Genomic DNA, 13,091 nt, shown 5'->3' with positions numbered 1-13,091 from the left:
CGGCTGAAGAAGCCGCCTCCGGCTGGCTTCTTCTATAAACCTAAACGCTCAAAGATCAAGTCGACGTTTTTCAGATGATAATTGTAGTCAAAGCAATCGGCAATCTGTTCCTGTGTGAGGCGGGACGTGATTTTTTCCTCCGCTTCGACAAGCTGGCGGAACGGCACTTGTTTTTCCCAAGCTTCCATCGCTTTCGGCTGAACCGTGTCATATGCTTCTTCACGAGGCAGACCCGTGTCGATTAAAGCGAGCAGCACGCGCTGAGAATAGATTAAACCGAGTGTGCGGTCCATGTTGCGTTTCATATTTTCCGGGAATACCGTTAAGTTTTTGACGATATTGCTGAATCGGTTCAGCATGTAATTCAGCGCGATTGTCGCGTCAGGAAGAATGATGCGTTCAGCTGATGAATGAGAAATATCACGCTCATGCCATAACGGTACATTTTCGTATGCCGTCAGCATGTACCCGCGGATCACGCGCGCCATGCCCGTCATATTTTCCGACCCGATCGGATTCCGTTTATGAGGCATAGCTGATGAGCCTTTTTGTCCTTTTGCAAAAAACTCTTCCACTTCACGTGTTTCACTCTTTTGGAGACCGCGGATTTCTACTGCGAATTTTTCAATGCTCGTCGCGATCAAAGCCAGTGCCGCCATGTAATCCGCATGACGGTCGCGCTGTAATGTCTGAGTGGAAATCGGCGCCGCTTTCAGGCCGAGTTTTTCGCAGACATACTGCTCTACGAACGGATCAATATTTGCATATGTGCCGACCGCGCCGGAAAGCTTCCCGACTTCGATCCCTTCTTTTGCCTGCTTGAAACGTTCAAGGTTGCGTTTCATTTCTTCGTGCCAAAGCGCGAGTTTCAGGCCGAATGTCGTCGGTTCCGCGTGTACGCCGTGCGTGCGGCCCATCATGACCGTGTATTTATGTTCTTTCGCTTTTTCTTTTATAATGTCAACAAATCTCTCAATGTCCTTGAGCAAGATCTCATTCGCCTGTTTTAATAGATAGGAAAGAGCGGTATCCACGACATCTGTTGACGTCAGGCCGTAGTGGACCCATTTTCTTTCTTCGCCTAATGATTCTGAAACCGCGCGGGTAAATGCAACGACGTCATGGCGCGTATCCTGCTCGATTTCCAAAATGCGGTTGATGTCAAAAGACGCGTTTTCGCGCATGACCTTGACGTCTTCTTTCGGAATGACGCCAAGCTCAGCCCAGGCTTCACAGGCTAAAATCTCGACTTCCAGCCATGCCTGGTATCTGTTTTCGTCCGTCCAGATCGCGGACATTTCAGGTCTTGAATAACGTTCGATCATTATGCTCGTCCTCCGTCTCTTTTCATCCATATGTTCGTGATGTCCTGAATCCATGTTTCATCAGGCTTCCGCAAAAATGTCATATGCCCCATTTTGCGGCCTTTTTTAATCTCATGTTTTCCGTACAGGTACAGTTTGGCTTCTTTTAAAAGCTCCGTATGCTCCTCCGCAAGCTTCACTTCATCACCGAGCAGATTCACCATCATCCCCGGTTTGAGAAGATCGGTTCTGCCGAGAGGAAGTCCGCAGACTGCTCTGATGTGCTGTTCGAATTGGCTCGTTTCACAAAGGTCGAGCGTATAATGCCCGGAGTTGTGAGGACGCGGCGCCAGTTCATTGATCAAAAGGTCTCCGTCTTCTGTGACGAACATTTCCACCGCAAGCGGCCCGACAAGCTCCAATTTCTCCGCGAGCTGAACGGCAAGCGCCTCTGCCCGCTTTTGAACCGTTTCCTCCGCTCTCGCGGGCACGATGCTTTGGAACAGAATATTATTTTTGTGGATATTTTCAGCAGCCGGAAAGGTTGAAATCTCACCGTGCACCGATCTCGTCACGATAACGGAAAGCTCCATCCGGAATGATACCCAGCTTTCCAGTATGCACGTGCCGTTTTCTAGCAGCGCGGCCGCTTCATCTGTCTGTCCTTCTTCCTTAATGACAAATTGGCCTTTGCCGTCATATCCGCCGCGGCATGTTTTCAGCACAGCCGGGAGCCCCAGGGCCTGAACAGCTTCCTCAAGCTCCCGTCCGCTGTTTACGATCCGATAAGGAGCGACTTGACAGCCCGCTGACTGGATCGCCTTTTTTTCCGTTTCCCTGTTTTGGGTGATGAGCAGCAGCTCGCTTCCCTGGGGAAGATATGCATGTTCTTTGAGCCAGTTGAGCGCCTCGTAATCGATATTTTCAAATTCGTACGTAATGATGTCACTGACTCCGGCCAATTTTTGAATCGCTTCACGGTCATTATACTGGGCGGTAATCTCAATATCGGCGATCTGTCCGCATGGCGAGTCTTTCACGGGATCGACGACTGCGACTTTATAGCCCATCTGTTTTGCGGCGACAGCCATCATTTTTCCGAGCTGTCCGCCTCCGATAATGCCGATGACGGCGCCGGGATAAATCGTTTTTTTATCAGACAAGCTGATCACTGCTTTCCAGCACCGTTTGTTTTGTCGCATTTCTTCTCGCCTCTAGTTTATCCGCAATGTCACCGTCAAATGCCGACAAAATCTGCGCGGCTAACAGACCCGCGTTCACTGCGCCCGCTTTTCCGATCGCCGTCGTCGCGACCGGCACGCCGCCGGGCATCTGTACGATAGACAGAAGAGAATCAAGCCCGTTAAGCGATTTCGTCTGAACCGGTACGCCGATCACCGGCAGCGTCGTTTTGGCCGCCGTCATTCCCGGCAGATGCGCCGCTCCCCCGGCTCCGGCAATAATGACTTTTAAGCCCCTGTCTCTGGCGCTTTCTGCATATGCAAACATCAAATCAGGCGTCCGGTGCGCGGATACCACCTGTTTTTCATAAGGAATGTGAAGTTCGTCAAGTATGTCGCATGCATGTTTCATTGTCTCCCAATCGGAGGTGCTTCCCATGATGATTCCTGCTAGCGGCTGCATTCTGTTCCCACCTTCTCATGCTTTGTTTTTCAGAAAAAAAAGCCCGGCTTATATTGCAACTATGAGGAAGCAATACAAACCGGGCATGGCGCGCGTATCGTCAGTCGTTCGCTTCTGCGATATCCATGTCAGCTGTTTATCACTTTCCTGCATAGTCCGGCCGTTTACGGCAGCCGGGTAGAAACTTATGGGCCATATTCCCAAGATTATATGAGGTCGTGTTTTGATTTCATGTTTATCTTAACAACGGACTTGGATAATGTCAACGACATTATCGAACGATATAAAAATTCTTTCTTTTAATGTTCGTGTTTAGATCAATTTCCCTTCAAATACGATTTTTTTCCCGCAAGGAACGACTTGAATTGATCCATTTTCTTTCTTTTCTGTAAAGATCGGCTCTTCCATCCGCCGGACGGGCATATAACCCTCTTCCTTCATTAAAGTGAGAATGGTGTCAATCGTTTCATCTTCCGTTACTTCAAACCGTTTCTTTTTTGGCTTTGTCATTCCTTAATTCTCCTCTTCTTCACTGCTTTCACCCAGAATCCGCCGTGGATCGTTTTCGGCTCAAAGGCGATGATAAACGCTTTTTCATCAAGCGTTTTAATCGTATCATAAAGCTGAAGCTCATATTTGCGCGGCGTCAGAATCTGCATGGCGGTCCGGTCTCCTTCAAGTCCGCCCGCAACCCAGCTTGTAACACCGTATCCTTTTTCCCGGAGCTGTTTCGGCAGGTCCAGATCAAGCTCTTTCGTAATGACGTTGACTGTTATGTAGCCGAGCGCCAGTTTTTCTTCAATTTTCATTCCCACTATGACGCCGAGGCCGTAGCCGAGCGCATAGGCAATGACGTTTTGAATTTGATTCAGATTGCCGAGAACGAGACTCAGGCCGGTCACATACACAAGGATTTCAATCGTACTGATGCCTGCGGCGAAATAGCGCTGTCCCTTTAATGTCAGAATCATCCTGATCGTAAAGAAAGAGACATATATAATGTTAATGATGAGAATAATGAGAACCATACCTATACTGTTGGATAAAATTGTCTGCATCACTGATTCCCCTCCTCTGACTTTGAAAAGCCAATCTTTCAATTAAGGATAGTTTACCCTCTTTTCATCATTTTCAAAAGAAAAAAAAGCCCGCCCCGCAAGGCAGACTTTCAAGCTCTTATCAGTGAAGCTCGGCTTTTTTCAATCGTTTGACGGCTTCATATTCCTTCTCAAGTTCACTCAGCGTGTATCCGGACAGTTCCTGAACATGGTCTTGATAAAACCCAGAGCGGATCAGTTTTGTCCTCAGGTGCTGTTTTTTCCGATTAATGGCTTCTCGCAACAACGGGGCCATCTTCATCATCCCTTTCCGAATCATAAAGAGTAGTGCCGCTTTCGAATTGCTGTTGCTCTCATCATATCTCGGCCGGGTCCTCAAAACAACACGCTTTATTAGAAAAATTTGTAAACATTGTGAAAGACAAATTTCGACTTATAAAGGGATCAGCGAAGCAGTAAAGTACTCGGAAATGAGCGGCCATGTCACAGCCGTAAAAACGAGCATGATGATGACCGCCGCGGAAATACAGTACATCACGTCAGCCGCAGGCTTTTCAGCCGATTTGTATAGAATCTGCACAAACTGCACCATCGCCGAGGCGGCCAGAAACAAGGTCAGCGCCGTAAACACCACGGTGATGACCGGCAGATTCAATATCGCGAAAATCATCCACACGATAGAGCAGGCGACAGCCGGAACCAAAAGCGATCCGACCCCCGCGGCCGCATCCCGCATCGTAATTTTCTGCTTCATCATATAACGTGATACAAGCCAGACCGCGCCCGCCGCAGCGGCAAAAAAGACGAGCGTGTACACGAGAACGACGGTAAAGCCGTCAAAAAACGTATGATGCCGCTCCCCGTATCCGAGAGGCCTTTGCTGGCTTGCCCTCAGCTGAAACCAATTTCCGATTGAGAAAAAGATACTGAATACAAGCATTGAAATAAGAGCATATTTAAAGCGGGAAAAGCCATCTTCCCCAACGACCTTCACCGGTGATGTCAAAATGCGCAGCGCGAAACGGCAATAACGTTTGACCGCGGCCCATGCAGAAGCGAGTTTTTCTGTAAAAGCCGGAGCCGGGCGCCGTTCCTTTTCTTTTTTCTTTTGCTTTTGATAACGTCCCGCATTTCTGGACATTCTCGACAGCGGTTCTTCATCAGTTCCCTGATGCTGTTTTTCTTCTTCCAACGTTTCTTTTCTTTCTTCCGTCATGTCAGCAACTCCTATCAAAAAAATACGGCGGAATTTGTTAAGCAAGAAAATAAAACACTTATATAAGGTACCGAAGCGGCCTTAAACAGTCAAGCGGTTTTCTTCACCCGGACACCCACATGACGTTTTATAGTATGTATTGGTTTTACGGAATAGGACAAAAACAAAAAACCGGCTGTCCTCAGCCGGTTTTTCCGTTATTTCAAGAAGATGAAATACAGGATAAAGATGACGAACAGCCCGTACATAATCGGGTGAACGCTTTTTCCTTTTCCTTTGCAGATCATTGTAATCGGGTAGAAAATAAAACCGATCGCAATCCCCGTCGCAATACTGTACGTCAGCGGCATCATAATCATCGTTAAAAATGCCGGAACAGCCACCTCGAATTTATCCCAGGCGATCTTACCGAGCGGCGCCACCATCAGCGCGCCGACAATAATTAAAGCCGGAGCCGTCACATTCGTGGTGACAACTGACAGAAGCGGCGAGAAAAACATCGCCAGCAAAAAGAGAATGCCCGTCACAACAGCCGCGAAGCCGGAGCGCGCCCCCGCCGCAACGCCTGAGCTGGATTCAACATAAGAAGTCGTTGTAGACGTACCGAGCACGGCTCCGATAACGATTGATGTTGAATCTGCCAGAAGCGCTCTTCCCGCGCGCGGAAGTTTGTTTTCCTTCATCAGTCCGGCCTGTGTCGCTACAGCTACCAGCGTACCGGCCGTATCGAAAAATCCGACGAACAGGAAAGTTAAAATGACAATCAGCATTTGTACGGAGAAGATATCCGGAAGGTGCATCCACGCCTGTCCGAAAGTCGGCGCAAGACTCGGCACGCTGCCGACAATGTGTGTCGGAACCGGAATCAGCCCGCAGATCATACCGGCAACCGCCGTCAGAAGCATTCCGATAAACACGCCGCCGTTTACGCGAAGCACCATCAGAATGACCGTCACAATAACACCGAAAACCGTCAGCAGCACAGGGCCGCTGTGAATATTGCCGATAGACACCAAAGTCGATGAGTTCGCTTCAATAATGCCCGAACCCTGCAAACCGACAAATGTGATAAACAAACCGATACCCGCGCCGACCGCCAATTTCAGCTCAGGCGGAATCGCATTAATGATTTTTTCCCGCAATCCCGTCAGTGAAAGCGCCACGAAGATAATTCCGGAAATCAAGACGCCGGAAAGCGCAGCCTGCCATGAAATCCCCATGCCGAGTACGACAGAGAAAGCAAAAAACGCGTTTAATCCCATACCCGGCGCAATCGCGATCGGATACTTTGCAATGAGCCCCATTAAAATACAGCCGGCCGCAGATGCCAAGGCTGTAGCGGTGAACACCGCGCCCTGATCAATTTTCAATGCTTCGGGAAATCCTTTCACACCGTTTAAAGACAATGTCAGCGGATTGACGAACAGAATGTACGCCATTGACAAAAAGGTCGTTAAACCGCCGATGATTTCATTACGATAGCTTGTCCCCAGCTCATCAAACTGAAAAAATTGCTTCAAGCCAATTGCCTCCTTCATTCTCTCCCATTTATTCTGCCCGTTATCCGCCAAATAAAAAACGCCCCAAATAACATTTTGGGACGCTTGACTACATACGTTCAGTCTGAATAAATAAGAATGGATTATTTATATCAAACGATTGAGATTGATCCGTAGTCAAGCCATTTACGGTAGCTTGGTAGAAACTTGCGGGCCATATCCCCGCCATTATACGATATCTGCATATTTGATTTCTGAGTCTATTGTATCAATTCAATTTTGAAAACTCAATAAAAAAAACGAACAATCCCGTTAAAAAAATTTGGTTTATTCGTTAATTGACCAAAAATGGAAGACGGCAAAAGCCGCCTTCCCGGCATTATTTTCCGTCCGCAGGCCGAACCGGCACCGCGAATGTGATCCCCTTGTCATCCGCCAGCAAGTTCATAACCGTTTGATTGACGTACAAAGCATATGAATCGAATGAGAAATCGCGCAATGAATAGTCTTTATCGGATGAATCATCCAATTCAAAAACGGATTCCATTTCACCCGTTTTAAGATTCGTGACTTTCGCCTTATTCCCTTTCAGATAATAGCCTTTTTCATACTCATTAAGCGATGGCCAAGTTTTCATTTTTTTCGTATTGCCGAGACCGATTGATTCACCGACATTCATCAGCTGATCTTCATCCGCCTTGCTTACATCAATTCCGCTGAATTGATAATCGACAATTACCCGTCTGTCTTGCTGTTTGATCTTTTTGATGGTAATGCCGACATGATGATGTTTCGTTTTATAACTGACGGGCAGTTTTGTTTTCAGAGGCACGATTTCTCCCGGCTCTGATTCTGATTTTAAATTACCCGTTATGAAAAGTGTTTTCGCTTTCGGGTCTATCGGTTTGCTGAATTGAGTTTGGCCGCGTATTCTTTTCCCGCCGCCGGGAAGATTCTTCCTGCCGCCAAGTTCAATATTCGACATCGTCATTTCATAATGGTTTCCAGCATCATCCGTTGCTTCGTCAATCGAGATGGTATCATTTTTAGCTGCATCATAGAAGTCGATAGAATACAGGAGAGCCGATCCCATCGTTCCGTTTTCCGCCCGGATATCGAAAAAACGGTATAATCCGTGATTTACATTCACAGCTTTCGTTCCTTCAAGAGAAACGGACTTTTGTTTTTTGATCGGAAGTGTAAAGCGCCAGTTTCCAGGGATATCCTTGATTTGTGTAATGACAAGCGGAAGCTTATCACCGTCTTTCAGCTTTGAGCCGTCCGTGAACAGGCGAAGCTGCCCCGCGTACCGCCCGTCTTTCATTTTTTTCATATCACTGCTGTCATAATCCTCTGCTAACATATTCCGTGGATCTTTATAATCAACTTGAAAAGAGATGCTCTCCTCATCTGATTTCAAATTATCAACGATAAAGTTATAAACGAGCTGTCCGCTGTCGTAATACACACTTTTCACTGTCACCGTGATTCCGCGTGATTCCGCTTTTTCGTTCAGTTTTGTCACCAAATTGCTTTTAAACAGCGCAGAACCTGCCTTATCCTGAAACAGACTGTAAATTTGTCCGGCAACAGGAATGTTTCCCATAGCCGTATTAACGGAGGGCATGAACAAGCCTGAGGACAGATACAGAATAAACAAAGCAGCAGCAACCGCAAGGCCGTTTATCACTTTTCGTCCCCATCTCCGTCTGACGGCGCCTTCTTTTCCGGCACGGACAGCAGCGCTGTGTATCACGTTTTTCAATTCAGCTTTCGGCACGTCAATGTTCTGATACAATTGCTTCATTTGATGCTTTTCCATATGTGTTTATCCTCCTTTTCCAGCTCCTGCTTCAATGCTTTTCTCGCCCTGTGGAGATGCGTTTTTACAGTGCCTTCGGCCATTCCGGTCTGTTCAGCGATCATACCAATCGAGAAATCTTGAAAATAATAAAGCTGAATGGTCAGCTGTATATGTTCGTCAAGCGTTTCCAGAGCATTCCGAAGATCTATGTATTCTTCAATGTTCTTATTCTCCGCGCGCGTATCGTGCTGCGGCTCAAACGGAATGACGTCTCCGTGCTTTTTCCTCATCGCAAAAATCGTATGAAGCAGAATCCGGATCAGCCACGTTTTAAAATATTTCGGCTCCTTCAGCTGCGCGATATGAAGAAAAGCCTTGTAAGCCGTTTCCTGCACTGCGTCCAGCGTATCTTCTTTGTGATGCAAATAGAGATAAGCTGTTTTATATAAAGTATCCTGGTGTGCTGTGATCAGTTTTTCAAAGGCTGAGGCATCACTTTTTTTCGCCTTTTTGATCAATCGTTCTTCCTTCACCTTATCCACCTCCTATGCTGTTAGATATGAATCAGGGCAAAACGGTTTCAAAAAGATAAAAAAAAACGCCTCTTTATTAAAAAGAGGCGTTTTTTTCTTCATTTATTCCCACTCAATCGTTGCAGGCGGCTTGCTCGTAATGTCATACACGACGCGGTTGATGTGTTTCACTTCGTTGACGATCCGTGTAGAAATCACTTCAAGCACATCCCAAGGGATACGCGCCCAGTCAGATGTCATGCCGTCAATTGATGTTACGGCACGGATACCGATTGTGTAATCATACGTTCTCGCATCTCCCATGACGCCGACGCTGCGGATGTCAGGAAGAACCGTGAAGTACTGCCAGATGTCGCGCTCTAGGCCGTGGTTCGCCACTTCTTCACGAAGAATCGCGTCTGATTCACGAACGATCTCAAGCTTTTCTTCCGTTACTTCACCGAGTACGCGGATGCCAAGGCCAGGGCCCGGGAACGGCTGACGCCATACGATATCATCCGGAAGGCCGAGCTCTGTGCCAAGCGCGCGCACTTCGTCTTTGAAAAGGGTGTTCAGCGGCTCGATCAGTTCAAACTGCATATCTTCAGGAAGTCCGCCGACATTGTGATGCGATTTGATCGTTTGCGCCGTTGCAGTACCGCTCTCGATAATATCCGTATAAAGCGTTCCTTGCGCAAGATAATCGATGCCTTTCAGCTTGTCCGCTTCATCATCAAATACGTAAATGAATTCGTTGCCGATGATTTTGCGTTTTTGCTCTGGATCAGAAACACCTTTCAGCTTGTTTAAGAATCTGTCTTTCGCATCAACTTTAATGACATTCATATTAAAGCCTTCGCTGAACGTTTTCATGACGCCTTCCGCTTCGCCTTTACGAAGCAGGCCGTGATCGACGAAAATACAAGTCAGCTGGTCGCCGATCGCTTTATGAATTAAAGCAGCCACAACAGAGGAATCAACACCGCCGCTTAGCGCGCAAAGAACCTGCTTGTCTCCGACTGTTTCACGGATTTTTTGCATTTCGATTTCGATAAAGTTTTCCATTGACCATTTGCCTTCACAATCGCAAACGCCGAATACAAAGTTTTTCAGAAGATCATTGCCGTATTCAGAGTGGCGCACTTCCGGGTGGAACTGAACGCCGTACCAATTCTTGTCCGCTTTGCTCATCGCTGAATTCGGGCAGTGATGGCTTGTTGCGTCAACAGTGAAGCCCTCTGGAACTTCTACAACCAAATCGCCGTGGCTCATCCAGACAACTTGTTCTGCCGGAAGATCTTTAAACAAGTCAGGAGTTCCTTGAATCTGAATGTTGGCTTTTCCGTATTCGCGCTGGCTTGCCGCCTCGACTTTTCCTCCGAGATAATGAGTCATCAGCTGCATGCCGTAGCAGATGCCTAATACAGGAATATCGAGTTCAAAGATTTTTTCGTCACAGCGGAAAGATCCTTCATCATATACACTGTTCGGTCCGCCTGAAAGGATAATTCCTTTTGGATTCATTTCTTTGATTTCCTCAGCTGTCAACGTATGGGGGTGCAGCTCGCTATATACGCCAAATTCACGGATCCGGCGGGTAATCAGCTGGTTATACTGACTGCCGAAATCAAGAACAAGAATCATTTCATTCACTAACTTCGTCATGGTTGTCACCTAATCTCCTCTAAGTTTTTGACACAGAAAAAACGGAGGACAAACGTTCAGCCCTCTGTCGCGCAAGACTTGTCCGGAAGCCCGGCTTTTTAACGCTCCCGGGCTCCCATTTAACATTCATTTATTCTAACAACAGGACGATATGCGGTCAAGACTATCTTGTTTTAATTATATTTTCCCACAACTGTCCCGATTCATTCCAAAGCTTTGCGGCATTATCCCTGCGGTATAAGGCCCGCTCATAGCGCAGCGTCAGCTCGGACATGTCGTTTGTATGGTACGCCTCGTCAATCCTCGCGGCAAAATCGCGGAGTGTTTCTCCGTCTCCCCTGCTGAAACCTTTTCGTTTCAGCTGACGGAGCAGCGCGGCATATGCGTCGAAAAAGACGTCTTCATCCGTTCGCCGCTTCAATCTGGCTGCTGTAACGTGCGGAATCCAGCGCGCCCGGAACAGCCAGGCGAGTGCCGCCGCGGCTGAAATTACGATGACGATGGCTGCATACGGCCACAGGTGTGCCGCGGTTTTGTTGCGGATCACAGGCTGCGGTGCCGCGCTGTGATCCCGCTTTTTCGGTGTTTCTTCTTTTTCCGGCTTTGTTTCCTGACGCTGCTTGTCAGACGGTGAATCCGAATTCCCCGCTGAGCCTCCGCTGTCTTTTGCCGCGGTATGATTTTGCTCTGACGTAAACTCCGTCGGATTGGTGAAGCCTTTTGTCGGCTCAAACGTCACCCAGCCCTGATCGGGAAAATACACTTCTACCCACGAATGGGCGTTGTTGTTTGTGACTTCATAAATGTGGCCGTTATGGTCGCCTGCCCCTTTATATTCGCCGGATGTATAGCCCTTCACCCAACGGGCGGGAATTCCCGCAGAGCGGAGCAGCACGGCCATTGCCGATGAAAAGTTATCACAATATCCTCTTTTCGTTTCGAACAGAAATTGATCGACATAATCCTGATTGTGCTCCGGAACCGCGACATCCTGTGTATTATACGAAAATGCGGAAGATCCGAGATAATCCTCGATCGCCTTCGCTTTATCGAACATATTATAATGATCCCGCGTCAGTCTGTCCGCAAGCTGTCTCACTCTTCCCGGAAGGCTGTCGGGGACTTGTAAATACCGGTCATTGAATTGATTCTGCTCACGGTATCGTTTCACTTTCACTTTTCTGAGATCATTCAGCTTAAAGACGGGCGCCTGAAAAGTCACCGTGTACCGTCCCATATTGCGGATGTTGCCCACTTGTTCACTGACCGGCGTAATTTGCTCGGTGTTTCCGTTCATTTCAAGCTGAATCGAGTGCTTCGGTTTAATATTGGAGACGCCGATCGGATACATGACGTGATTATAGAGATAATTCTCATCAATGGACACCTGTGCCGTATACCGTCTCGTCTGCACACTCCGGTCAAACCATACATCTTCCACATTGCCGCCGTTCAGTTTATAGGACATGCCCTGATCGGTCTCCACCCAGCCTTTTCCGGTGTATGTATCTTTCGTTTCCACCCGGAAGTACGCCCGTTCTTTTCCCTTCCATGTAAAAACCGGCGTATCATCCTCCTGAAAAGGGCCGCCCAATGTTTCATCATGATTGCCGTAGCCGATTTTGCTTTCGGCGGCGGGCACTTCTTTGTGGTTTGTTATTTTTTTTAGAAACGGCACGGGATCCGGCCAGTTCGGGTCTGATTTCGGAGCCGCCAGACCGAACACGACGGAAGCGCAGATAAACAGCATCAGCGGCAGAAACCATTTGAGTATCAATCTTTTTTTAAACGCTATGTGTTCCGTAAGCCTGATGCGCTCCATATACAAAAGCCCCATCATCAAAAAGCCGATAAAGACGATCCGGATGACGGCGTACGCGGCATCATAAGGAGTAAACGTATCAAGCACGGTGATATAAGCCACCGTCATGATAAAAAAGAATAATATTTTCCGCTGATAGATCACCCAGTAATGCAGCAAATACACGAGCAGCCATAAAAGCACAAAAAACAGCAACGTGCGGAATGACGGATTCATATCATTCCATCTTCCGGTCCCGATGTGGCGGGCATTTTGCATCACGTCCCGCAAAAAAGAAACGAGCCATTCCGGCTGAAAAATAGAACCTTTATAAAACAGGATGTGAATACTGATCAACGTAAACAGAATGCAGGACGGCACGGTGACGTACCACCTCATCCGGAAGAATGACAGCAGAAATGCCAAACCGATAAAAACGATGAAAAAACCGGTATGTTTTGTATCCGTAAAATTGTGCAGCGGCCTGAGCCATTCCCATAACAATAAAAAAGCGAGAAAATAAAACAGCAGCAGACTCAGCCTGCTTCCCTGGTTCTCGTCATGCGGCATGGCGCGCCACCTCTCTTT

At 47.6% G+C, this 13,091-nt stretch carries 12 protein-coding genes and 2 riboswitches; all 12 genes read right to left on the bottom strand.

The window, feature by feature from the left end; genetic code table 11:
• Nucleotides 1-32: 32 nt before the first annotated feature.
• The 12 genes from purB to VP472_RS03245 all read right to left on the bottom strand — a co-directional run bounded on the left by purB (nt 33) and on the right by VP472_RS03245 (nt 13,073).
• Nucleotides 33-1,325, bottom strand: coding sequence for an adenylosuccinate lyase (purB, locus tag VP472_RS03300; RefSeq protein ID WP_146276266.1), 1,293 nt, complete (start codon nt 1,323-1,325; stop codon nt 33-35).
• A complete protein-coding gene (gene purK / locus VP472_RS03295; RefSeq protein ID WP_042634928.1) occupies nt 1,325-2,506 on the bottom strand; it encodes a 5-(carboxyamino)imidazole ribonucleotide synthase in 1,182 nt (393 codons plus the stop codon). Before purK ends, purB begins: the two co-directional genes overlap by 1 nt.
• A complete protein-coding gene (gene purE / locus VP472_RS03290; protein WP_146276264.1) occupies nt 2,460-2,948 on the bottom strand; it encodes a 5-(carboxyamino)imidazole ribonucleotide mutase in 489 nt (162 codons plus the stop codon). The genes purK and purE overlap by 47 nt, the downstream gene beginning before the upstream one ends.
• Before the next feature lie 132 nt (nt 2,949-3,080).
• Nucleotides 3,081-3,182, bottom strand: a riboswitch (purine riboswitch).
• A gap of 78 nt (nt 3,183-3,260) precedes the next feature.
• On the bottom strand, nt 3,261-3,458 hold the full coding sequence (locus VP472_RS03285) for an NETI motif-containing protein (RefSeq protein WP_007609843.1): 198 nt from the start codon (nt 3,456-3,458) through the stop codon (nt 3,261-3,263).
• On the bottom strand, nt 3,455-4,009 hold the full coding sequence (locus tag VP472_RS03280; protein ID WP_014469850.1) for a DUF2179 domain-containing protein: 555 nt from the start codon (nt 4,007-4,009) through the stop codon (nt 3,455-3,457). The genes VP472_RS03285 and VP472_RS03280 overlap by 4 nt, the downstream gene beginning before the upstream one ends.
• A gap of 118 nt (nt 4,010-4,127) precedes the next feature.
• Nucleotides 4,128-4,301 (bottom strand): Fur-regulated basic protein FbpA, encoded by a 174-nt coding sequence (locus VP472_RS03275; protein ID WP_003155777.1) that lies wholly within the window; start codon nt 4,299-4,301, stop codon nt 4,128-4,130.
• Nucleotides 4,302-4,439: 138 nt separating this feature from the next.
• A complete protein-coding gene (locus VP472_RS03270) occupies nt 4,440-5,222 on the bottom strand; it encodes a hypothetical protein (protein ID WP_014304542.1) in 783 nt (260 codons plus the stop codon).
• 197 nt (nt 5,223-5,419) lie between these two features.
• Nucleotides 5,420-6,742, bottom strand: coding sequence for an NCS2 family permease (locus VP472_RS03265; RefSeq protein ID WP_003155780.1), 1,323 nt, complete (start codon nt 6,740-6,742; stop codon nt 5,420-5,422).
• Between the two features lie 133 nt (nt 6,743-6,875).
• Nucleotides 6,876-6,977: riboswitch (purine riboswitch) on the bottom strand.
• A gap of 123 nt (nt 6,978-7,100) precedes the next feature.
• A complete protein-coding gene (locus VP472_RS03260) occupies nt 7,101-8,543 on the bottom strand; it encodes a DUF4179 domain-containing protein (RefSeq protein ID WP_101562790.1) in 1,443 nt (480 codons plus the stop codon).
• Complete coding sequence (locus VP472_RS03255; RefSeq protein WP_146276262.1) at nt 8,525-9,058, bottom strand: sigma-70 family RNA polymerase sigma factor; 534 nt, start codon at nt 9,056-9,058, stop codon at nt 8,525-8,527. The genes VP472_RS03260 and VP472_RS03255 overlap by 19 nt, the downstream gene beginning before the upstream one ends.
• Before the next feature lie 102 nt (nt 9,059-9,160).
• Nucleotides 9,161-10,702, bottom strand: coding sequence for a glutamine-hydrolyzing GMP synthase (guaA, locus tag VP472_RS03250; RefSeq protein WP_146276260.1), 1,542 nt, complete (start codon nt 10,700-10,702; stop codon nt 9,161-9,163).
• Between the two features lie 163 nt (nt 10,703-10,865).
• Nucleotides 10,866-13,073 (bottom strand): DUF4129 domain-containing transglutaminase family protein, encoded by a 2,208-nt coding sequence (locus VP472_RS03245; protein ID WP_146276258.1) that lies wholly within the window; start codon nt 13,071-13,073, stop codon nt 10,866-10,868.
• Between the last annotated feature and the right edge of the window lie 18 nt (nt 13,074-13,091).

Source organism: Bacillus sp. MT(2024) (genome assembly GCF_036362845.1).
Classification (GTDB): Bacteria; Bacillota; Bacilli; order Bacillales; family Bacillaceae; genus Bacillus; species Bacillus velezensis.
Note: the sequence above shows the minus strand (reverse complement) of the source record. Positions and strands in the feature narration are given on the sequence as shown.

Excerpts from the sequence above, each read along its gene's own strand:
- purB (WP_146276266.1), bottom strand. The coding sequence starts at position 1,325 with ATGATCGAACGTTATTCAAGACCTGAAATGTCCGCGATCTGGACGGAC.
- purK (WP_042634928.1), bottom strand. The coding sequence starts at position 2,506 with ATGCGACAAAACAAACGGTGCTGGAAAGCAGTGATCAGCTTGTCTGAT.
- VP472_RS03270 (WP_014304542.1), bottom strand. The coding sequence starts at position 5,222 with ATGACGGAAGAAAGAAAAGAAACGTTGGAAGAAGAAAAACAGCATCAG.
- VP472_RS03260 (WP_101562790.1), bottom strand. The coding sequence starts at position 8,543 with ATGGAAAAGCATCAAATGAAGCAATTGTATCAGAACATTGACGTGCCG.
- purE (WP_146276264.1), bottom strand. The coding sequence starts at position 2,948 with ATGCAGCCGCTAGCAGGAATCATCATGGGAAGCACCTCCGATTGGGAG.
- VP472_RS03285 (WP_007609843.1), bottom strand. The coding sequence starts at position 3,458 with ATGACAAAGCCAAAAAAGAAACGGTTTGAAGTAACGGAAGATGAAACG.
- guaA (WP_146276260.1), bottom strand. The coding sequence starts at position 10,702 with ATGACGAAGTTAGTGAATGAAATGATTCTTGTTCTTGATTTCGGCAGT.
- VP472_RS03245 (WP_146276258.1), bottom strand. The coding sequence starts at position 13,073 with ATGCCGCATGACGAGAACCAGGGAAGCAGGCTGAGTCTGCTGCTGTTT.
- VP472_RS03275 (WP_003155777.1), bottom strand. The coding sequence starts at position 4,301 with ATGGCCCCGTTGTTGCGAGAAGCCATTAATCGGAAAAAACAGCACCTG.